The sequence below is a fragment of the Marinobacter fuscus genome, from assembly GCF_003007675.1.
GTDB classification, from domain to species: Bacteria; Pseudomonadota; Gammaproteobacteria; order Pseudomonadales; family Oleiphilaceae; genus Marinobacter; species Marinobacter fuscus.
The window spans coordinates 224694-245792 of the sequence record NZ_PXNP01000104.1 but is presented as its reverse complement, the minus strand read 5'-3'; the positions used below and the strand labels follow the sequence as shown (position 1 = coordinate 245792).

Here is a 21099-nt window from a genome sequence, read left to right as displayed (position 1 = left end):
AATGTCTTCAACTGAAATTATAGAAAGCTTATTATGCGCTGACAGGCAAACCCCGGAAAAAATCCCCACCCCGGCAGGTAAGGCCCTGAGAGATTTACGACCAATCGCCCCAGCGGCTCTGGAGTATGACCGTGCAAAATTACTGGCTGGAATTTATGACCGTGGCCCTGGTTCATCTGTTGGCGGTTGCCAGCCCGGGCCCGGACTTCGCCGTCATGATCCGTCAGGCGCTGACCCAGACCCGGCGCAACGCCATGATGACCACCGCCGGTATCGGTATCGGCATTCTGTTGCACGTGGGCTACTCACTGCTTGGAATCGGGCTGATCATTCAGCAGTCGGTGATGTTGTTCACTGTGCTGAAAGTGATCGGGGCGCTCTACCTGCTCTGGATTGCCTGGCACTGTCTACGCGCCAAACCCGGCGGCATTCATGTGGAAACCCGGGAAGCGAGGATCCAAACCGGCTGGGCTGCGTTCCGGCTGGGCTTTCTGACCAACGCCCTGAACCCGAAAGCCACCCTGTTCTTTGTCTCGTTGTTTTCGGTCATTATCAACCCGGGCACGCCGATACTTCTGCAGGCTGGCTATGGCCTTTACATGGCTCTGGCCACCGGACTGTGGTTCACGCTGGTGACCCTGTTCTTTACCCAACCCCGTGTCCGTCGCGGCTTCAACCGTTTCGGACACTGGCTGGACCGGGCCATGGGGGGTATTCTGGTGTTGCTGGCGGGGCAACTGCTGCTGTCTACAGTGAGCGGATCAGAGCCTCTGTCTGGCTCCAGCCCAGGCACGGATCGGTGATGGAACAGCCGTAACGCAGGCTCGCGCCATCGTCCTGGCGGCCGGGTTCCAAGAAGCTCTCCAGCATCAGGCCTTTGATCCGGCGATTACCGTGGCGCTTCTGTGCCATCACTTCCCGCGCGATTTCCAGCTGGCGCTCGGCCTGCTTGCAGGCGTTGTCATGGCTGCAATCCACCATCACCGAGGTTGAGACGCCCGCTTTCTCAAGCTCGGCAATCGCCTTGGCGATACTGACTTCATCGTAGTTGGTCACCCCTCGGCCGCCGCGCAGCACCAGATGCGTATCCGGATTGCCCGGCGTGGAAATCATCGCTGGCGCGCCCTGGCTGGACATGCCCATGTGGTGATGGGGGTGAGCCGCCGATTTCATGGCGTTGGTGGCCACGCCAATTCCGCCATCGGTACCGTTTTTGAAGCCGGTGGGCATGGGCAGCCCGCTAACCATTTCCCGGTGAATCTGGGATTCTGTGGTACGGGCGCCAATGGCCGTCCAGCTGATCAGATCCCCCAGGTAATCCATTACAAACGGACTCAGGGCCTCGGTGGCCAGAGGCAATCCCAATTCCGACAATGCCAGCAACAGCTTGCGGGAACGCTCAAGCCCCAGTTTGAGATCACCTCGGCCATTGCGCTCCGGATCGTACAACAGCCCTTTCCAGCCAACCGTGGTGCGGGGCTTTTCAAGGTACGCCCGCATCACAATCAGGAAGCGGTCACTTACCTGGTCTGACAGGGCTTTCAATCGAGTCGCATAATCCAGCGCCGCCTGCTCGTCGTGAATAGAGCAAGGCCCCATAACGATCAGAGTGCGCTGATCCTCGCCGTGCAGAATGCCACGAACCTGGTCACGATAACCGGCAATCGCCCGAACCAGATGTTGCTCAGCGGGAAACTGCGCCCGCAATTCAGTGGCGGTCGGCAATACGGTTTCCTGGCGGTGCTGGCTGGTGCTCGCGCTGGCGGCATAAAGAGCGTCTGTTCGTAGTGGCATATTCATGTCGGTGTTCCGTTTCCCTGTATCAGAATCAAAAAAGCCCCGGCTGGGCTACCAGTCGGGGCTTTTTGAGTCCGGTGGCAGCCTGGGTTGCTTGCCGGGCTGCCTTCCTCGTTGTGTTCGGTCGATGAAGATCTTACGGGCGGCCCGGGCTCTGGCTAAAATAAAAGCCATAACCAAACCACCAAAAATACACAGCAGAGCCTGCGGCTTTCAGTTTTTCACCAAAAGTTTTCAGAACATTCAATTGACAGGCTGCGTGTAAGGTCTTCATGCTTTTTACTATATACCCATGGTTTTCATGCTGACAACCCGAAAACCGTATTTATTTGTCGACGTTGTTTTGATCTGGGCTCGGGAGGGCTGGTATGGGATCGATTCTGAGCAGGTTTGACTGGCGCACCGCGGCCATTCTGGCGCTCATGCTGGCACTTTTGTCCGGCCCGGCACTGGCGCAGCGGGAAGTCAGGATCTATCCGCTGCACAACCGCACCGCGCAGGATATGGCCAGCCAGGTACAGGCCCTTTATCAGCAGTCACCGGTGACCATCAGCGCCCAAGGTCAGCAACTGGTGGCCAGAGGCGAGCCAACATTGCTGGATGAAATCGGTCGCCTGGTGCAAACCCTGGACGTGGCTCCAATACAGATGCGTATTTCAGTGCGCTATCAGCAAGACATCGGCGGTAAACAATCCGGTGCCGGGATTAACATCAATAACCAGTCGGTGCGTGGCAGCGTGCAGCAGAAAACCATCAGCACCAACCGTTCGCGCCAGCGCCAACTGATCGTGCAAAGCGGGCAATCCGCCCACATTACCTCTGGCACGGTTCGCACCCTGCCTTTCGCCATTCAGGGCGGGCGCAATCCCGCTGCCATACTGCAGCAAGTAGAAACCCACAGCGGCTTTGTCGTAAGTCCCCATGCCATTTCCGACCAGTCGGTGGAGTTGAATATTGTCTCTTTTGAGGCAGATCCGGCGGCCATCCCCGGCTACGATACCGAAGCCCTGATGACCGTGCGCCGGGTTCAGCCCGGCCAGTGGGTCAGCCTTGGAGGCATTCAGCGTTCGGAAGAGCGCAGCAGCCAGGGCATCGTCTATCGGGTGGCGGGCAATCGTTCAGAAAACCAGAACATCGAGGTGAAAGTCGATATTGTCCCTTAACCCGCCCTGCTTCCAAGCAACCGATCCCGGGCCTGGTTAAGCTTGGCGGCCAGATAGTCATTGCCACCGCGATCCGGGTGAACTTTCAGCATCAGCCGCCGATGCGCCGCTATGATTTGTTCCCGGGTTGCGTCGGGTGCTACGCCCAGCAGATCGCAGGCCTCCCGCACCGACATGGCGCTATTGCCTGGCGACGATTCCGTATCGGCGGAACCTTGCTGACTGCCAGACTGTTCGGTCTTGCCCGTGGCCTGGCGAATCATCGGAATGTATTTCAATAACAGAGGCAACTTTCTCAGCAGCGGAATCAGGGCCGCAACCGCGGCCGTAATGACATGCACCCGGCCGGTCAGCACCATAAACAGCAGCAAGGCACCACCAGCCACCAGAACAATCTTCCAGACCGCCGCTTTCTGGCGTTCAGGCGACAGCGCGCCCCACTTCTTCAGAATCACAAAAACGGCCGCCGCCAGGGCAAGCCCCAGTATCAGTTGCATCACATCGTCCTGTTCGCCCTGTGGGCAGATACACTCCCGGAATAGTAACCTGCCCGGTATTTCACGCAACCCAGATCCGGACATAAGATTACATCGTAAAAATCTTGCAAATCGCCTCGATATTAGGAAGCGAACTGATGACAAAAAGAACCAGCTTTTGTAGCATCCTATCCGACAAAGGGGCCACTTGCTTTTTGTACCGGCATTCGGCAAAGCAACATCACCAAGATCGGCAGACAGGGACTGAAAAGGACGTCACCCAGACTTCTCACATTCCTCTGACTGCTCCAGGACATTCACTCCCAGGAACAGATTTATGCGCACTGCTTCCCGTTTCGTCATTGTTCTTATTTTCCTCGGCCTCGTGCTGGGTGGAATCTTTGGCTACAAGTTCTACCAGTTCGGCCAGCTGAAACAAATGTTATCCCAGCCCCAGCCTCCGGCCATGATTTCCGTCACCACCGCCGAAATCGAGAACTGGCAGCCGTCCATCAAGGCCGTGGGCAGCATTACCGCCGTCAACGGCATCGAAGTGGCGAACGAGTTGCCCGGGGTGATTACCCAGATCAACTTTGAATCGGGCAAGACCGTTCAAAAAGGCGACGTTCTGGTTCGCCTGGATGCCGCCATCGACGAGGCAGCACTGCGCACACGGCGGGCAGAAGCCCAGCTGGCCGAGCAGGAATTCAAGCGGGTTTCGGATCTGCTGCCGAAGCGGGCCGTGTCCCAGTCCCAGTATGATGAAGCCAAGGCCAATTTCGATGCTGCCCGCGCCCGGGTGAACGAGGCCGAAGCTCAGCTCAACAAGAAGGTGATCCGCGCGCCCTTTGACGGCAAGCTGGGTATCCGCATGGTGGATCAGGGCCAGTACATTGCCACCGGCACACCGATTGTCGAGATCAACATGCTGAATCCTATCTATGTCGATTACACCCTGTCCGAGAAATTCCTGCCGGATGTGGATCAGGGGTACCCGGTATCCGTGACGGTCGCTGCTGTGCCGGACCAGTCCTTCGAGGGTGAGGTGAGCGCTATCAACACCTCGGTAAACCCGGAAACCCGTACCGTGCGTATACGCGCCACCCTGGATAATGAAGAAAACCTGCTGCGCCCGGGCATGTTTGCCACCATCCAGACCGGCCAGCCCCGGGACAACGAAGTGGTTACCCTGCCGCGCACCGCCATTTCCTACAACACCTACGGCAATTTCGTGTACGTGGTGGAAGAAAACGACACGGGCGAGCTGATTGTCAGCCGCCGCACCGTCACCACGGGCGAAGTCCGCGATGGCCGGGCCGCCGTACTGTCTGGTCTCGAAGAGGGTGATACCGTGGTGGCCAAGGGTCTGCTGAGGCTGCGTGCGGGCCAGCATGTTGACATCCAGGACGAGTCCGGCCAGGAGGCGTCTGAGTAATGAAATTTACCGACATTTTTGTCCACCGGCCGGTTCTGGCCACGGTGGTCAGCCTGCTGATCCTGTTGATCGGTGCACGGGCCGCCATGGAAATGGAAATCCGGCAGTATCCGGAACTGGAAAGCACCACGGTGACCGTCTCCACGGCCTACCCCGGCGCCAGTTCTGATCTGATCAAGGGCTTTATCACGACCCCGCTGCAGCAGGCCATTGCTGAAGCCAGCGGCATTGATTACCTGACCTCCACCAGTTCCCAGAGCGTATCGACCATTCAGGCCAAGATGATCCTGAACTACGACGCCAACGATGCCCTGGCGGAGATCCAGGCCAAAGTAGCCAGTCAGCGTAACGTGTTACCGGCGGAAGCCGAGGACCCGGTGATTACCTCGACTACCGGCGACAGCACGGCACTGATGTACATTGCCTTTTACAGCACCGAGCTGGATGTGCCCCAGATTACCGATTATCTGACCCGGGTGGTACAGCCCAAGCTGCAGGCGCTGGCCGGCGTGGGCAAGGCTGAACTGCTGGGTCGCACCTTTGCCTTGCGTATCTGGCTGGACCCGGAACGTCTCGCCGCCGTGGATATGACTCCGGTAGAAGTAGCCGCCAAACTGCGGGCCAACAACTATCAGGCCGCAGTGGGCAAAACCCGCGGCAAATACACCGAGGTCAGCCTGACCAGCGACACCGATATCGCCGATCCGGACGCCTTCCGGAACCTGGTGGTCAAACAGTCAAACGGCACTCTGATCCGCCTGCAGGATATTGCCCGTGTGGAGCTGGGGTCCCAGACCTATGACAGCCTGGCTCTGTACAAGGGCCAGCCGGCCACCTATGTGGCCATTGAGTTGGCACCGGGGGCCAACCCGCTAACCGTGGCCGACCTGGTCAAGGCCGAACTGCCGGATATCGAAAGTCAGTTGCCCAGCGGCCTGAATGTGCGCCTGGCCTACGATGCCTCTGACTTTATCGAGGATTCCATTAACGAGGTTATCCAGACCTTGCTGGAAGCCATGATCATCGTCCTGGTGGTGGTGTTCCTGTGCCTGGGTTCGGTTCGAGCCTCGGTGGTGCCCTCGGTGGCGGTACCGCTGTCCCTGATTGGTGGCGCCTTTGTCATGCTGATGTTCGGCTTCTCCCTGAACCTGCTGACGCTGCTGTCCATGGTGCTGGCCATCGGCCTGGTGGTGGATGACGCCATCATTATGGTGGAAAACGTACACCGACACATCGAGGCGGGCGAATCCCGATTCGACGCCGCTATTAACGGTGCCCGGGAAATGGCAACGCCCATCATCGCCATGACCACCACGCTGGTGGCGGTTTATGCCCCCATCGGCTTTATGGGTGGCCTGGTCGGCTCGCTGTTCACCGAATTCGCCTTTACCCTGGCCGGCACGGTGGTGATCTCCGGTATAGTCGCCCTGACCCTGTCGCCCATGCTCTCTGGCAAGGTTCTCAAGCCCCACGGCAACCCCGGCCGGTTCGAGCAGCTAGTGGAAAAAACCTTCAACGGCCTGGCCAATGCCTACAAGGCTGCACTGTCATCGTTGATGCAGACCAAGTCGGTCGTGGTGTTCTTCGCCTTTGTGGTGCTTGGCTCCATCTACTTCATGGTGATGATGAGCCAGAACGAACTGGCCCCCACCGAAGATCAGGGCATTCTGTTCTATCAGGGCCTTGGCCCGGAAACCTCCACCCTGGACTACCTGTACGACCACGGTCAGGAAGTACAGAACCGGATGTCAGAGGTGCCGGGTTACAGCGAAGACTTCATGATTCTGGGCATCACCAGCCCCAATGCTGTCTTCGGCGGGTTCAAGCTGGCGCCCTGGAGTGAGCGGGAGATTAGCCAGTTCGAAGTTCAACCCATGCTGGATGCCGAACTGAAAAAGGTCACCGGGCTGCAGACGGCTGTCTTCCCGGCACCATCTCTGCCTGGTTCGGGCGGCGGCCTGCCGTTCCAGTTTGTCATCACCACTGGTGGCAGCTATGAACAGCTGGATCAGGTGGCCGATGAAATGCTGGGCAAGGCCATGCAGAGTGGCAACTTCATGTTCCTGAAGAAGTCCATCAACTTCGACAAGCCGGTTACCCGCATCAATGTCGATCGTGATCGCGTGGCTGATCTGGGCCTGTCGATGCAGGATGTTGGGCAGTCCCTGGCCAGCATGCTCAGTGGCGGCTACATCAACCGCTTCAACATGGAAGGCCGCTCCTACCAGGTGATCCCCCAGGTGGACAATCAGTTCCGGCCCAGCAAGGAAGCCTTGCAGGATTACTACATCCGTGCCGGCAATGGCGAGCTGGTGCCCCTGTCCAGCGTGGTGAGCTTTACCGAAGAGGTGGAGCCATCCAACCGCACCCAGTTCAACCAGCAGAACTCGCTGACTCTGGAAGGCGTCATCATGCCAGGTGTGGCTGCGGGCACCGCCATGGAGTTTATGGAGCAGACCGCCAGCGAGGTGTTCCCGCAGGGCTTTAGCTTCGACTACACCGGCGAAACCCGTCAGCTGGCCAACCAGGGCAGCGCGCTGGTGGTCACTTTCTTCCTGTCGCTGCTGGTGATCTACCTGGTGCTGGCTGCGCAGTTTGAAAGCTGGCGGGATCCCTTCATCATCCTGGTGTCGGTGCCCATGTCGGTGGCAGGGGCCATGGCGTTTATCGTGCTCGGCTTTGCCTCCATGAACATCTATACCCAGGTGGGGCTAATCACCCTGATTGGCGTAGTCTCCAAAAACGGCATCCTGATTGTGGAGTTCGCCAACCTGCTGCAGAGAGAACAGGGGCTGAGCAAGGTGGACGCAGTGATTGAGGCGGCGGCCATACGGCTACGCCCCATCATCATGACCTCGCTGGCGCTGATCTTCGCCATGGTGCCGCTGCTGATTGCGATTGGCCCGGGTGCGGAAAGCCGGTTTGCGATTGGTCTGACCATCAGCGCAGGCCTGGGCATCGGCACCCTGTTTACGGTGTTTGTGCTGCCCGCCTTCTACATTTTGCTGGCGCGGGATCACAATGCCACGGCAGAGGCGGACAGCCATACGGCCGAAAAAGCGGCCAGCAGTCACTAACCTGAAAATGCAAAGCCCGGCAGCGATACAGCCGGGCTTTTTCTTTGAAGGCTCAGCAGATTGAAGCGTTCACCAGGGCTAGTTTGCCGCAAGCAAGCGCTCGGATTGGGCGTTCTGGCAACGCCTGCGCCACTGCACAGTTTCACTGGGCAGCTCTCCCAGGTGCTCCCGATAGAGTGCCGCAAACCGCCCCAGATGCGAGAAACCTTCATCGGCCGCAATCCAGGAAATCTGTGGCAGACCCTGATGGCAATCAGCCAGTCTGCGCCGGATACGCACCAGGCGATGGCGCTGGTAGAGCCGGTATGGCGTAATGCCGGTCTCCCGCTTCATCAGGTAATAAAGGTTGCGCTCGCTGACACCGGAATGGCTGGCCAGGTCGGGCAGGCTGAACGCCCAGTCCTCATCACTGCGAATTTTCTCAATGGCCCGAACCAACCGTCGATCCAGTTCCGGCAAGGCATGCTCCGCCATTTCTGCACCCAACTCCAACAACCCTGCCAGTACCTGGAACAGCCTGCCAAGGGCCTCACACGCTCGCTGGTGGTTCTGGAAGAACATCATTCGCACCAGAAACTGATGAATCTGTTCAGCCATGGCCGACAGACGCCCAGCACCTGGTCGGGCATGGTGACTCCAGGATGACGGGCTTAGCAGAGCGATCCGGGCACCGGTGCCTGCACGAATTCCCACCTCACTGCCCGGATTAACGATGGCCAGAGGAAAGGCGGACTGCCAGCATTCGTGGCCAAAAACCAGGTCACAATGCCCCGCCAGAGGCATCACCAGAAGGGTACCCGTCAACTCACCCAGCCTCAGCTCACCGGCATTGGCAAAATCAATCACGCAGACCCCGCCGGACGACACGGTAAACGCCGCCAGGCACCCGATCTCGGCCCGACTGCCGGACTGCAACAATTCGGGTTCTGCACAGGGCAGCAGCACGCCAAGTGTATTCAGCCACACAGTTTCGGGGGCTTTAAACAGGCGTAGGTAGGCATCGAGATCCGGCTTATCGATCAATGTGCGCATACAGCATAAGCAGACAATGGGTGAGCCTGTAGTTCTAATACAGGTACCGGTAGGTCTCTAGCCAATTCTTGCAAAATGGCAAGAACCGCGGCCTAAGTGCTTGAGAAATTGACGATGGTCAATCGAATGACAACTGCCCGATGGGCGCAGGGCGGGCCAGCAGATAACCCTGCCCCCGATGGCAACGCAAGGTCTGAAGCTGGCTCTTCTGGGCTTCCGTTTCGATACCCTCGGCCACCACTTCAAGATTCAGCGCTTCGGCAATGGCAAGAATGGCAGAAACAATGCCCGCGTCATCACCAATCTGACCGATTCGCTGGACAAACTGACGATCAATCTTTAACACATGCACGGGCAGGCGGTGCAGATACGCCAGCGACGAATAGCCGGTACCAAAATCATCAATGGCCACAATAACGTTTTTCTCGCCGTATTCGGCCAGCTTGGCAAGGCAACCCCGGGACAGATTCATCATGTGGGTCTCGGTAATCTCAATCTCGGGTTGCCAGTGCGCCCGGCGCAGACGCTCGAAAAAAGGCTCGAGCAGCGATTCCAGGCGGTTGTCGGTGATCTGGCGGGCCGAGATATTAATGGCCAGCCGCCGGCCTTTTCCGTCCTTCAGAGCCGTCTGTTGCAAATCCGCGTCGATACAGGCAATCAGCCGCTCGGTTAACTCATGGATGTAACCGCGCTGCTCGGCAACCGGAACAAAGCGGGCCGGCGACACCATCCCCAGCTCGGGGTGATGCCAGCGCAACAGAGCCTCAAGGCCCAGCACTTTGCCGGTCGCGAGGTCATACTGCGGCTGATACACCACAGAGAACTCGCCCGGAGCCACCTTCAGCGAGGTTACAAGCGCCTCCGACAACCGATGCTCCTGGCGCCCTGATGAGTCCTCGTCGGCACTGTAGACACGGTAACAGGCGCGCCCGTCCGCTTTCGCCGTGTGCATGGCACGATCCGCATTCTGCAGCAACTCCGAGGCGGTTTCTCCGTCCCGGTGGAACATGGCCGCCCCCACCGATGCCGAGAGAAAATACTCCCGGTGCCCCACCAGAAGAGGCGCCCGGAACATCGCCATCAACCGGTCACAGACAACGTCCAGATCCTGCGGGCGTTCCAACTCAACAATGGCTGCAAACTCATCGCCGGAAAGGCGTGCCAGAACATCGCTTTGTCTCAGTACGTCCCGGATACAGGCCGCCACCTGCCGAAGCACCTTGTCGCCATGGTCATGACCATGCAATTCATTAATTGCCTTGAAAAAATCAAGATCAATAAAAAGCACGGCAAAGGTATTGGAGCCCCTTGGCCTCTGACCGGTGCGGGCTTTGAGAAACTCCCGGAACAGGGAGCGGTTGGGCAGCTCGGTCAACGGGTCGTAGTAGGCCAGGGAGGCAACGCGCTCATCAATCGAAGCACGATCTCCCACATCCATAAACACACCGGCATAGAATTCCGAACCGCCTGCGTTCACGGAATAGATCGTCAGCCACTGGGGGTATTTATCGCCGTTTTTCCGGCGGTTCCAGATCAGCCCCTCCCAGCGCCCTGCCCGGGTCAGGCTGCGCCACATTTTCTGATAGAAGTCCGGCGTATGCAGGCCAGAGCTCAGCATTGACGGTGACTGGCCAATAACTTCATCGTGGCTGTAACCGGTCACGGTATGGAACATTTCATTCACATACACAATACGCGCATCCCGGGTGGCCAGCATAACGGCGCGCGGATGCCTGTCCACCAGAGCTTTGAAGCTACCATCTGTTAATGCCTGGGCGAGGGGCAAACCCATTCCACCGGACTCCTGCAGCTGAACGAAAAATCATGAGCTAGCTCGATACGTACTTTCACTTATTACATTTTTGCAATAGTAAAATAAATCTGCGCCGGGGTCTTCAAGCCCGCAGCAAGTTTTGCAATATCCGGATACCTTTACTATCACGACAGGTCAATAGTGTGACAAAGAACGGAAGCTGATCCGCCATACAGCGCAGCAATTTCCCGAAGCGGCCCAATAGGGTAAGCTGAGGGCTTCCCGCAGTGCATCCACGCTCGGGCCACAAACCGTTACGGGACAACGTTCGCCTTGACACTCAGCACCCTCATCTGGCTGTTTATTGCCGGTTTCGCCATCTGGTACTGGTGGCGTGCCAAGGCAATCAAGGATTTTGTTCTGCAGGCGGCAAAGCGCTACTGCGATTCCATGGATGTTCTGCTGCTCGACGATGCTGTCTATCTGCGGGGGCTCTGGTTCAAGCGTGACCAAAACGGCAGCCTGCGGGTCTGGCGCCGATTCCTGTTCGACTTCACCACCACTGGCGAAGAACGCTACACCGGCCGTATTGTGATGCTGGGGCAACACATCATCCACTCGGAACTTGAGCCCCACCGTTTCTGATCCTCTGTCACCAGAACCGCCTCACCCAAACGGGCGATTACAGCCGCTGCACCACCCTGTTCATACTTGTACCTGCATGTCGACAACCAACAAAAACAACAGGAGTCCTGTATGCGTTCAGCCATGCCCGTCCGGCTTTGTGCCGGTATTCTCATGCTGGCGTTCTCGGTACTGAGTCACGCCAATTATACCCAGACCCGGTATCCGATAGTGCTGGTGCACGGTGTCACCGGTTTCAACACACTCGGTGGTCTGATCAACTACTTTCACACCATTCCCTGGAATCTGGAGCGCAGTGGAGCAAGGGTCTATACCGCCAGCGTGTCCTTCGTGAACAGCAGCGAACAGCGGGGCCAGCAACTCGCCCACTACATCAACAGCCTTGGACACAGCAAAGTGAACCTGATGGCCCACAGCCAGGGTGCACCCACCTCCCGTGTAGCGGCAGCGCTTATACCCGGGCGCATTGCCTCGGTAACATCCATTGACGGAGTCAACAAGGGCTCGAAAGTGGCGGATGTCATTCGTGGTGTTATCCCTCCGGGCAGCCCTGTGGAGGGCGGTGCAGACGCTATTGCCAACGCTCTGGGCGGGCTGGTCAATGCGCTTTCGGGCGCCAGCAATCCACAGAACGGCATTGCGGCCCTAGAAACTCTGACCACACCGGGCACCACCGCTCTGAACGATGCTCTGGGTTGGAAGGGTGTCAACCGGAATGCCTGCGCCGGCACCGGAGAGGACGTATGGATAGACGGCCACAAAGTGAAGTTTTTCTCCTGGACCGGCCGGGGCATCTGGACGAACCTTTTCGACATTACCGACCCCTTCCTCGGCATTACCTCACTGGCCTTTGGCAGCGAGCCGAACGACGGCCTGGTGGGCGTGTGCTCAACCATGATGGGCAATGTTATCGGCACACACTACGACATGAACCACGTCGATGCCATCAATCATCTGCTTGGCGCACGGTCGCTTTGGACTAACCCGGTATCACTGTACCGGAGCCAGGCAAACCGGCTGAAAAACCGGGGCTTGTGAGGTCATCATGAAGCACCCATTCAGCGCTAATCTTCGCTGGCTGCTTCCCGTCGCCCTGCTGGCCACAATGGCCGGCGGTGGCCTCTGGCTCTGGTCGAAACCTATATCAGAGCCGTCGCGGCCTGCGGCCAGCGTGCCTGCCGCACCTCCCGAAACCATCACGTCTGCCAAGGCACCAGAGCGCCCAATCGCACCGATAAGCCACCGGACACCGGCAGCACTGCCCGGCCCGCCACTGGCAAGCTCACTTGCGGGTACCGACATCGATGGCGCACTGAAAGCGGATAGCAGTGGCCAACTGATCGTCGACCCCGGGGTGCGCGACTTCTTCGATTACTTCCTCAGTGCCGTTGGGGAAATAACACCAGAAGCCGCAATCGGTCGCATCCGGATACTTGCCCAAGAATACCTTCCGGCAAGCGCAGCCCATGAGACCATGGTTTTGCTGGATCAGTACCTGGCCTACAAACAGACCGCACTGCAGGTGATGCAGACGGAACTCGACCCCGACCGCCTGCACCAGCCCGACTACCAACTGACCACCCTGGGCCATGCGTTGGGCGAGCTGAAGCAGCTGCGTCGTACCACCTTCACGCCAGATGCCCACCAGGCCTTCTTCGGTGCAGAAGAGGCCTACAGCGAGTACACACTGGCCACCATGGGTATTCAGATGAACCCGAAGCTCTCCGCGCAGGGCAAGCAGACGCTGATCGAATGGCATCGAAGCCAGTTACCGGAAGGCCTTCGACAAAGTGAGCAACGGCTGCACCGGGAAAACCGGACACACCAGGCACGGCTGGCGGTTCTGGAACAGAGCCGGTCAGCGCAGGATGCAGGCCGCAAACTGATCGAACTGGGCATGGGTGCCGACACGGTTGCCGGTATTGTGGATCATCTGGAGGATCGGCAGGCCTTCGCCCGGCAATTCTCGGCTTTCCAGCAGGCTATTGGCAGTGAACAGCCCCAGGGGCTCGCTGCTGCAGATCAGCGATCGTATCAGGAGGCGCTGCTGAAGCAGCACTTTCCCGACCCGCAAAGCCGCACCTGGGCCAGGCTGAGGATGCTAGACGCAAACTAATCACAAGGCACCCGCCCTGCCATAAAGCACAACGCTGAGCGGTCGATCAAGGAAATAGTCCGCCGGATCTCTAGAATTAGGTTTTCCGCTGCTTCGGACATGCCGATAATGACGGCCGATGAAATCCAACAACAAAAGGCCACAGGGTTTCGGACACTGCGTTTCGCTCCCCCCCTTGAAGCCGCTTATCAACGGGCCAGCGATGCGCTGATCCGCCACCGGGCGCGGCTTGCAGCCACGGCGGGCCTGTCGCTGTTTCTGGCCTACGCCGTGGTGGATCTGGTCACTCTGCCCGCCGAACTGGCGCACATCACCGCCACTATCCGCCTTGTGGTCACCTGCCCGGTCATCGCCCTGACCCTCTGGCTTGCGCACCGGAACACGCCGGACGACCAAACTTTTCAGCACTGGTATCTGCTGGCCTACCTGGTTGGGGGGCTGAGCGTTGTTGCCATTATTCTAGCCGCCCGCTGGCACTCCTACCCCCTGCCCTACGAAGGCATGATCCTGGTTTTAATGTTCGGTTACTTCGCCATGGGCCTGCCCTTTTTTGCCGCCTCCTCTGCCTCTGCCGTTCTGGTATCCGCCTACCTCCTGGCTGAGATTCTGGCCGACCAGCCGCCAGCAAGCATCCTCAGCAACCTGTTTTTTCTGATGTCTGCCAACATCATCGGTATGGTTGGCGCCTGGGTCAGCGAATACCGTCATCGCGCGCATTTCCTCGATCGCCGACTACTGGAGCTGATGCACCAATCTGCACGGGATGAAAGCCAGAGGAAAACAGAACTGATAACCGCCGCCAGCCATGACCTCCGCCAGCCCCTGAATGTCATCGACCTGACGCTGGCATCTCTGCCGCCGGACCCCCGGCAACCTGCGCTGCGTTCCCGGCTCCGGGACACGGTGGATCAGCTGCGCAACCTGCTGGGTACCGTACTCGACAGTGCAAGGTTGCATGAGGGTATGATCCGGCCGGAGCTACAGCACTTTGAACTGGCACACACACTGAACGAATTACAGGATACCTGGTCTGAGATCCTGTTCCGGCGGGGCATGCACCTCCACATCGTAAACTCTGAGCCACACCTGGCCGTTGTTGCCGACCCGATCCTGTTATTACGGGTATTGCAGAATCTGCTGGCCAATGCCGCAAACCACAGCGGCGGCCGGCACATCCGGATTAGCGCCTCCCGCGAAGGGCACCAGATCCGTATCCAGGTATGCGATGATGGCATTGGGCTTCCTGAAGATCAGCGCGAGCGGATATTCGAGCCTTATATCCGCACCCGCAGTGGTCATCAAGCCGGGTTGGGACTGGGGTTGACCATTGTTCGCCAGTTCACGCAGCTGATGAACGGAGAATGCGGCACCGGGCCATCAGCCCCCCAGGGAGCAACTTTCTGGATAACACTGCCAGCCGCCATTACAGCCAGCCCTGAGCACGGGCACGAGCCACACATTCCGTGCGATTATGAGCACCCAGGTGGCTGAAAATCGCTTTCAGATGCGTTTTCACCGTATGCTCGGTTAACCCCAGGCTCTGGCAGATCCGCTTGTTGGGGAACCCCTGAGCCAGGAGCGACAGCACCTCTGCCTGCCGTGGAGTCAAGGCCGAACCCGGCACCAGAGGCGAAACACCGCCGGGAAAATAGCCTTTCCCCTGCCGGATAGACTTCATCATCCGGACCAGCGCAGACCGCCCGGCAGACTTTGCCAGATAGCCCGTGGCGCCAGCAGTTCGTGCTGCACGCACCGCGCTCTCGTCTTCACTGCTGGAAATGATCACCACCGGTGGCACCGTCTTCAGCCCCGCCAGGCGGGGCAGCAAAGCCAAACCGGCCTCACCATCCAACACGAGATCCAGCAACACCAGATCAACGTCACTGCCCTGGTTCAAGTGGCTTTCAGCGGCATCCAGTGAACCCACCGTAACCACAGACAACGCCAACTTCTCGTGCTTGATCAATCCTGCTAACGCCTGGGCAACCAGAGCGTGATCATCCACCAGCAGAACTTCCCGAAAGGCCCACGCTCGACTTTCCTCAACCCGGGTATGGCCCGGAGGCAAATAAATATCCATCACAGAACCCCGCCAACGCTTTTTTTATTGTTCCAGGGGAAACGCCACTATAGGCCAACATGCCCGCTTACTCAGCGGTCTGTTTAACACTTCGCAACAAAAGAACGGGCGCTTTTCAACGCCATCGTCTTACCTGCAACACTAGTGTCATATTCCTGAAGCATCCTGTCGGCAAGACAACCACCTGTTATCGATAGGTTTTCAGAATCATGTTTCAATCTGGAAAGAGTACCCCTTACCACTGGCTTTCCCTTCTGGCTCTGATCAGTGTTTCCCCGGCAACCTTCGCACACGATCTGGAGATACACGGTTCCAACACGATCGGTGCCACCCTCGCCCCCATGCTGGTGACCGGCTACCTCGAACAAAAAACCGCCGGTGCGGTTCAATTACAGCAAACCGATGCAGCCAATGAGCACCTGCTGACCACAACGGATCGCGACAATCCCGTGCAAATCCTGGTTGCAGCCCATGGCTCAAGCACCGGCTTTCGGGCGCTGGCGAGCGGACAAGCGCAGATATGGGCCTCTTCACGCCCCGCCAGAACCACTGAAATCGAGCAGTTGCGGCCGACCGCCGATCTGACCACGCTTGAAAGCGAGCATGTGATTGCCATCGACGGCCTGGCCATCCTGGTTCATCCCGACAACCCGGTAAATGCCATGTCCCTCGAAACCCTCGGGCGTGTGTTTAGCGGCCAGATCAACAACTGGGCACAGTTAGGCGGGCCGAATCGCCCTATCACGCTCTACGCCAGAGATGATCGCTCGGGCACCTGGGATACGTTCAAGTCGCTGGTACTTGGCAAGACCTATACCCTGGATAATTCCGCAGCCCGCTACGAATCAAACGATCAGTTGTCTGATGATGTAGCGTCCGACCCCGGCGGGATTGGCTTCTCTGGCCTGGCCTCGGTACGCAACAGCAAACTGTTGGCGATCTCGGACGGCAACGCACCGGCCCTGAAGCCGGATCAGCTCACGGTAGCCAGCGAAGACTACCCGTTATCCCGACGCCTGTTTATGTATACCCTGGGGCAGCGCGCGCCTGTGCAGGCCAGAGAATTGATCGATTTCACCCTGAGCAGCAGCGGGCAGGCCCTGGTGGCCCAATCAGGCTTTGTTTCACAGGCTCCGGTCGCGGTAAAACCCCAGTTCGACAGTTCGGTACCTGAGAGTTTCAGAAAGCTGACCAGCCAGTATCAGCGGTTAACCGTCAATTTTCGCTTTACTGAAGGCCGGACGAAACTCGACAACAAGGCCCGGCGTGATTTGTTGCGGGTTCGGGACTACTTGTCACAGGAGCAACGCCGCCCGGACGATCTGCTGCTGATCGGCTTTGCCGATACCCAGGCCCATGAGTTACGCGCACAGATGATTTCAGAACTGCGGGCCCTGTCCGTTCGCAAAGCGCTGGGTGCCGTCGGCGTTGCACAGGTTGCCTACACCGGCTACGGCCACTATATGCCCGTCGGTGGCCGCGGAAGCCAGCGCAATGGCCGGGTGGAGGTCTGGATCAAGTCCCGGTGACAACCGGGAGGCAAGTACACCACCCTGTGTTTCGGCATTCCCTTATCCGCGCCACCACCACAAATATGTTTGGGCTTCCTATACTGCCAGAGCATCCTCAACCAACAGACCGGGACCATGGACATCAAACACGACCACCGTTACGCCATTAACCTGAACGTTCGCGGCATCCAGCCCTCCGCCACCCTGCGCATCAACGAACTGAGCAATCAGCTGCGGGCGGAAGGCAAAGACATCATCAAACTCGGACTGGGACAATCCCCGTTCCCGGTGCCCGAGCGTGTGGTAGACGCCCTGAAAGAGCACGCCCACGAAAAGGACTACCTGCCGGTCAAAGGCCTGAAGGGCCTGCGTGAAGCCATTGCCGGTTACATTAACCGCAGCGAACGCATGCGCTGCAGTTGGGAAGACGTACTGATCGGCCCGGGCTCCAAGGAACTGCTGTTCATGCTGCAGCTGGCCTACTATGGCGACCTGCTGATTCCGCGCCCCAGCTGGGTCTCCTATGCGCCCCAGGCCCGAATCATCGGCCGTTCGGTACACTGGCTGCCGACCCACGCCGAAAACAACTGGCAGCTGACCGCCGAGGAGCTGGACATCATCTGCCGGGACGACCCGTCGCGCCCGCGCATCCTGATTCTGAACTACCCGTCCAACCCCACCGGCTGTACCTACACCGACGATCAGTTGCTGGCCATCGCCAATGTGGCCCGCAAATACAAGCTGATTCTACTGTCCGACGAGATCTACGGCGAAGTCCACTTTGAAGGCAAGCACAAGTCCATCGCCCGCTACTACCCGGAAGGCACCATCATCAGCACCGGGCTATCCAAATGGGCCGGTGCTGGCGGCTGGCGCCTGGGCACCTTCATCTTCCCGCCGGAGCTGCGGCCGCTGCAGGACGCCATGGCCATTATCGCCAGCGAAACCTACACCGCCACCAGCGCCCCCATCCAGCACGCGGCCATCACCGCGTTTAACGGTGGTGAGGACATCGAGGAATACCTGGTGCAGTCGCGCCGGGTGCTGAAGGTGGTCGGCGAATACATGCACCGCCGCCTGAGCGAAATGGGGGCCGTAGTACAGAAGCCCGAAGGTGCCTTCTACCTGTTCCCGGACTTCTCTGATTTCCGCGACAAGCTGGCCCGAAAAGACATCAAAACCTCACAGGCCCTGTGCACCGCGCTGCTGGAGAACACCGGCGTGGCCATCCTGCCCGCCAGTGACTTCGGCTTCGTACCGGACCACCTGGGCGCCCGCCTGGCCTTTGTCGACTTCGACGGCGCCGCCGCTCTGGCCCTCGCTGGAGGTGACCACGTCAACCAGGAACTGGGTGAGGACTTCATCCAGAAAGCCTGCCCGCGCCTGGTGCAGGCCATGGACAAGATGGAAACCTGGCTGACCAGCCTATAAATCCACAGCCGTGCTAGACTGGCGCCCTCACTGTTTCTGAAACCGCGAGGGTGCCATGTCTGATTCTGTATCGCTCCAGGAAATAACCGATTTTGCGGAAGCACTGGCCCGGGAGGCCGGAGAACTGATCCGCCACGAACGCGACCAGAACACCCTGCGCACCGACTTCAAACACCAGACCGAACTGGTCACCCACGCCGACGTGATGGCCGACGAATTCATCACCGGCGCCATCCGACAGCGTTTTCCGCACCACCGCATTCTCTCTGAAGAAACCATGCCGGATTTGACCCAGGCAGAACAACTGGACACCCCGCTGTGGGTCATCGACCCCATCGACGGCACCGTCAACTACGCCTACGGCCACCCCCAGGTGGCGATATCCATCGCCTATGCCGAACGCGGCCGGGTGCGGGCAGGCGTTGTACATGCACCCTTCGCGGGCGAAACCTTCCGGGCCACCGAAGGTGACGGCGCCACGCTGAACCAGGCCCCCATCCGCCACAGCGGCGCCACCGACCCCAGGCAATCCCTGTTCGCCACCGGCTTCCCCTACACCAAAGACAATCTGGAGCCCCTGGTGAACCGGCTGAACGCCATGGTTCACCAGTGCCGGGACCTGCGCCGCATCGGCTCGGCGGCACTGGATATCTGCTGGGTAGCCTGCGGGCGACTGGACATCTACTATGAAAACGTCAGCCCCTGGGACTTCGCCGCCGCCCGCCTGATTGCCAAAGAGGCCGGTGCTAAGGTAGGTCACTTCGGGGAAGTACCGGAGGGCTACCCGGCGGACCTGTACGGAAGAGATATTCTGATCTCGGCGCCAGCCGTCTGGGCGCCGGTACGTTCAATACTGCGGACTGCCTCTGGTTACGATTAAGTTTTCAGGCGATTACACCAAGGCTGGAAAGGCGCGGTCTGGTGGCCCTTTCCCGAAATTTCGGAGGCCATGGATGGCCGGAGAGAAGCGCACAGGGATGTGCTTGTAGCGGTTTCGGGAAAGGGCCACCAGATCGTGCCATACCCCAAAGCCACCAGGCTAGTGCCGAGCACTCCGCCAACACTTAACCCCAAACCGACTCGGCAACCAGCCCCCACGCCTCGTCAAAATCACTCGTCGGCAAGCGCGAAAAAGACGACCGCACAAAGCGCTGAATACGCCCTTCCACAAACACCATCACGAAATCCGCCCCCCGGGCCGCCGACGTTCTCGGCCGCAGCCCCTGGCGGATTTCACCTTCCTTCAAAGCCTGACGAACCTGAGTTTCCAGCCGCTCAAAAAACTGCGAGGCCCGCTTGCGCAGCGACTCATCCTCGCCCATTAGCGCATCCCCCGTCAGCACACAGCACAGCCCCGGATTACGCTCGGCAAACACCAGCACCAGATGCGTCAACTGCTGCAAACGCATGCGCACATCCTCCTGCTCCTGCAAAATCACCTGACAGCGGGAAAACACCGCCTCCTCGGCAAACTCAATCAACGCCTCGAACATCTTCCGCTTACTGGGAAAATGCCGGTACAGGGCCGCCTCAGTCACGCCCACGGTTTTAGCCAAGCCCGCTGTGGTAATACGGGCCCCGGGATCAGCTTGCAAAAGCTCGACAAGCGCCTGGAGAATCGACTCCCGGCGGCTGGGTTTCTGGTTGGTCATATCAGGACTACAGCGCTCTGTTTTTTTTGACCCGTGACCGCCCGGAAACAGCCTTTACAAGGATGTCCGGGCCGTCTCGGGCCGGTATTTTATGTTTTTCTGAACCAGGAACTTCTTAAAAGAAGGTGCCGTCGATCGGTGACGACGCACTGGCGTACAGCTTCTTTGGCATACGACCAGCCAGATAGGCTTCCCGCCCGGACTCAATGGCCAGGCGCATGGCATTGGCCATACGGATCGGATCTTTCGCCTGGGCAATGGCGGTATTCATCAACACACCATCGCAACCCAACTCCATGGCAATGGTGGCATCGGAGGCGGTACCCACGCCCGCATCCACCAGCACCGGCACCTTGGCATTCTCGATAATCAGCCGGATGTTGTAGCGATTCTGGATACCCAGACCAGAGCCAATGGGTGCGCCCAGGGGCATAATGGCAACACAGCCCATTTCTTCCAGGCGCATGGCCAGCAGCGGATCATCAGAGCAATACACCATCACCTTGAAGCCGTCCTTGATCAGCTCTTCGGCGGCTGCCAGCGTTTCCGGCATATTCGGGTACAGGGTTTTGTGTTCGCCCAGTACTTCCAGCTTCACCAGATCGTGGCCATCCAGCAGCTCCCGCGCCAGGCGGCAGGTGCGTACCGCATCCTTGGCGGTGTAGCAGCCCGCCGTATTAGGCAGGATGGTGTAGGTTTCCGGAGAAATCACATCCAGCAGGTTCGGCTCATCCGGGTTTTGGCCCAGGTTGGTGCGGCGGACGGCGACCGTCACGATTTCCGCGCCACTGGCTTCAATGGCGTGGCCGGTTTCCATCAGGTCGTGATATTTGCCAGTGCCCACCAGCAAACGGGACTGATAAACACGGCCAGCGATCTCGAGGGGCCTGTCTTCGGGTAACTGGATTTGCGATTGTTCGGTCATAAGGTT

18 protein-coding genes are annotated in these 21099 nt (G+C 58.8%); 11 read left to right on the top strand and 7 right to left on the bottom strand.

Going from position 1 to position 21099, the window contains the following annotated elements; all coding sequences use genetic code 11:
• Positions 1-131 precede the first annotated feature (131 nt).
• Positions 132-803: a LysE family translocator gene (locus tag C7H09_RS16835; RefSeq protein ID WP_106764929.1), complete on the top strand. Its 672-nt coding sequence runs from the start codon at positions 132-134 to the stop codon at positions 801-803.
• Here the strand turns inward: C7H09_RS16835 and C7H09_RS16830 are convergent.
• Positions 748-1800, bottom strand: a complete 1053-nt coding sequence (locus C7H09_RS16830) for a 3-deoxy-7-phosphoheptulonate synthase (protein ID WP_106764886.1) — start codon at positions 1798-1800, stop codon at positions 748-750. The genes C7H09_RS16835 and C7H09_RS16830 overlap by 56 nt on opposite strands.
• 365 nt (positions 1801-2165) lie before the next feature.
• On the opposite strand from C7H09_RS16830, the gene C7H09_RS16820 reads away from it, so the two are divergent.
• Positions 2166-2960, top strand: coding sequence for a secretin N-terminal domain-containing protein (locus C7H09_RS16820; RefSeq protein WP_106764881.1), 795 nt, complete (start codon positions 2166-2168; stop codon positions 2958-2960).
• On the opposite strand, the gene C7H09_RS16815 is transcribed toward C7H09_RS16820, so the two are convergent.
• Positions 2957-3457, bottom strand: coding sequence for a DnaJ domain-containing protein (locus C7H09_RS16815; protein ID WP_106764879.1), 501 nt, complete (start codon positions 3455-3457; stop codon positions 2957-2959). The genes C7H09_RS16820 and C7H09_RS16815 overlap by 4 nt on opposite strands.
• Before the next feature lie 316 nt (positions 3458-3773).
• Here C7H09_RS16815 and C7H09_RS16810 point away from each other — a divergent pair, with 316 nt between their 5' ends.
• Entirely contained in the window at positions 3774-4871 is a 1098-nt protein-coding gene (locus C7H09_RS16810) for an efflux RND transporter periplasmic adaptor subunit (protein WP_106764877.1), read from the top strand.
• On the top strand, positions 4871-7948 hold the full coding sequence (locus tag C7H09_RS16805) for an efflux RND transporter permease subunit (protein WP_106764875.1): 3078 nt from the start codon (positions 4871-4873) through the stop codon (positions 7946-7948). Before C7H09_RS16810 ends, C7H09_RS16805 begins: the two co-directional genes overlap by 1 nt.
• Positions 7949-8026: 78 nt before the next feature.
• Here the strand turns inward: C7H09_RS16805 and C7H09_RS16800 are convergent, their stop codons facing one another.
• Entirely contained in the window at positions 8027-8980 is a 954-nt protein-coding gene (locus C7H09_RS16800; RefSeq protein ID WP_106764872.1) for an AraC family transcriptional regulator, read from the bottom strand.
• Between the two features lie 118 nt (positions 8981-9098).
• Positions 9099-10772, bottom strand: coding sequence for a putative bifunctional diguanylate cyclase/phosphodiesterase (locus C7H09_RS16795; RefSeq protein ID WP_106764870.1), 1674 nt, complete (start codon positions 10770-10772; stop codon positions 9099-9101).
• A 294-nt stretch (positions 10773-11066) separates the two neighbouring features.
• Between C7H09_RS16795 and C7H09_RS16790 the strand changes: the two genes are divergently transcribed.
• The 4 genes from C7H09_RS16790 to C7H09_RS16775 all read left to right on the top strand — a co-directional run bounded on the left by C7H09_RS16790 (position 11067) and on the right by C7H09_RS16775 (position 14985).
• The gene (locus tag C7H09_RS16790; protein WP_106764868.1) at positions 11067-11378 is read left to right on the top strand and encodes a DUF3301 domain-containing protein; all 312 of its coding nucleotides are present in this window, start codon (positions 11067-11069) and stop codon (positions 11376-11378) included.
• Positions 11379-11489: 111 nt separating this feature from the next.
• Entirely contained in the window at positions 11490-12416 is a 927-nt protein-coding gene (locus C7H09_RS16785; RefSeq protein ID WP_106764866.1) for an esterase/lipase family protein, read from the top strand.
• A 7-nt stretch (positions 12417-12423) separates the two neighbouring features.
• Positions 12424-13494: a lipase secretion chaperone gene (locus tag C7H09_RS16780; protein WP_106764864.1), complete on the top strand. Its 1071-nt coding sequence runs from the start codon at positions 12424-12426 to the stop codon at positions 13492-13494.
• 108 nt (positions 13495-13602) lie between these two features.
• Positions 13603-14985, top strand: a complete 1383-nt coding sequence (locus C7H09_RS16775; RefSeq protein WP_106764927.1) for a sensor histidine kinase — start codon at positions 13603-13605, stop codon at positions 14983-14985.
• Here C7H09_RS16775 and C7H09_RS16770 read toward each other — a convergent pair.
• Positions 14918-15574 (bottom strand): response regulator transcription factor, encoded by a 657-nt coding sequence (locus tag C7H09_RS16770; protein WP_106764862.1) that lies wholly within the window; start codon positions 15572-15574, stop codon positions 14918-14920. The two genes, C7H09_RS16775 and C7H09_RS16770, sit on opposite strands and share 68 nt — an antisense overlap.
• Positions 15575-15783: 209 nt before the next feature.
• Here C7H09_RS16770 and C7H09_RS16765 point away from each other — a divergent pair, with 209 nt between their 5' ends.
• From C7H09_RS16765 to C7H09_RS16755, 3 genes are all read left to right on the top strand, one after another.
• A complete protein-coding gene (locus C7H09_RS16765; protein WP_106764859.1) occupies positions 15784-17103 on the top strand; it encodes a substrate-binding domain-containing protein in 1320 nt (439 codons plus the stop codon).
• Between the two features lie 117 nt (positions 17104-17220).
• Positions 17221-18516: a pyridoxal phosphate-dependent aminotransferase gene (locus C7H09_RS16760; protein WP_106764857.1), complete on the top strand. Its 1296-nt coding sequence runs from the start codon at positions 17221-17223 to the stop codon at positions 18514-18516.
• A 55-nt stretch (positions 18517-18571) separates the two neighbouring features.
• A complete protein-coding gene (locus C7H09_RS16755) occupies positions 18572-19396 on the top strand; it encodes an inositol monophosphatase family protein (protein WP_106764855.1) in 825 nt (274 codons plus the stop codon).
• Positions 19397-19580: 184 nt separating this feature from the next.
• On the opposite strand, the gene slmA is transcribed toward C7H09_RS16755, so the two are convergent.
• Complete coding sequence (gene slmA / locus C7H09_RS16750) at positions 19581-20168, bottom strand: nucleoid occlusion factor SlmA (protein WP_106764853.1); 588 nt, start codon at positions 20166-20168, stop codon at positions 19581-19583.
• A gap of 115 nt (positions 20169-20283) precedes the next feature.
• Positions 20284-21093: a thiazole synthase gene (locus C7H09_RS16745; protein WP_106764851.1), complete on the bottom strand. Its 810-nt coding sequence runs from the start codon at positions 21091-21093 to the stop codon at positions 20284-20286.
• Positions 21094-21099: the final 6 nt, after the last annotated feature.

Bases quoted from the DNA above. Each gene is read 5' to 3' on its own strand.
- slmA (WP_106764853.1), bottom strand. From the start codon at position 20,168: ATGACCAACCAGAAACCCAGCCGCCGGGAGTCGATTCTCCAGGCGCTT.
- C7H09_RS16770 (WP_106764862.1), bottom strand. From the start codon at position 15,574: ATGGATATTTATTTGCCTCCGGGCCATACCCGGGTTGAGGAAAGTCGA.
- C7H09_RS16785 (WP_106764866.1), top strand. From the start codon at position 11,490: ATGCGTTCAGCCATGCCCGTCCGGCTTTGTGCCGGTATTCTCATGCTG.
- C7H09_RS16830 (WP_106764886.1), bottom strand. From the start codon at position 1,800: ATGAATATGCCACTACGAACAGACGCTCTTTATGCCGCCAGCGCGAGC.
- C7H09_RS16780 (WP_106764864.1), top strand. From the start codon at position 12,424: ATGAAGCACCCATTCAGCGCTAATCTTCGCTGGCTGCTTCCCGTCGCC.
- C7H09_RS16805 (WP_106764875.1), top strand. From the start codon at position 4,871: ATGAAATTTACCGACATTTTTGTCCACCGGCCGGTTCTGGCCACGGTG.
- C7H09_RS16745 (WP_106764851.1), bottom strand. From the start codon at position 21,093: ATGACCGAACAATCGCAAATCCAGTTACCCGAAGACAGGCCCCTCGAG.
- C7H09_RS16765 (WP_106764859.1), top strand. From the start codon at position 15,784: ATGTTTCAATCTGGAAAGAGTACCCCTTACCACTGGCTTTCCCTTCTG.
- C7H09_RS16760 (WP_106764857.1), top strand. From the start codon at position 17,221: ATGGACATCAAACACGACCACCGTTACGCCATTAACCTGAACGTTCGC.
- C7H09_RS16815 (WP_106764879.1), bottom strand. From the start codon at position 3,457: ATGCAACTGATACTGGGGCTTGCCCTGGCGGCGGCCGTTTTTGTGATT.
- C7H09_RS16795 (WP_106764870.1), bottom strand. From the start codon at position 10,772: ATGGGTTTGCCCCTCGCCCAGGCATTAACAGATGGTAGCTTCAAAGCT.
- C7H09_RS16775 (WP_106764927.1), top strand. From the start codon at position 13,603: ATGACGGCCGATGAAATCCAACAACAAAAGGCCACAGGGTTTCGGACA.
- C7H09_RS16820 (WP_106764881.1), top strand. From the start codon at position 2,166: ATGGGATCGATTCTGAGCAGGTTTGACTGGCGCACCGCGGCCATTCTG.
- C7H09_RS16800 (WP_106764872.1), bottom strand. From the start codon at position 8,980: ATGCGCACATTGATCGATAAGCCGGATCTCGATGCCTACCTACGCCTG.
- C7H09_RS16755 (WP_106764855.1), top strand. From the start codon at position 18,572: ATGTCTGATTCTGTATCGCTCCAGGAAATAACCGATTTTGCGGAAGCA.
- C7H09_RS16810 (WP_106764877.1), top strand. From the start codon at position 3,774: ATGCGCACTGCTTCCCGTTTCGTCATTGTTCTTATTTTCCTCGGCCTC.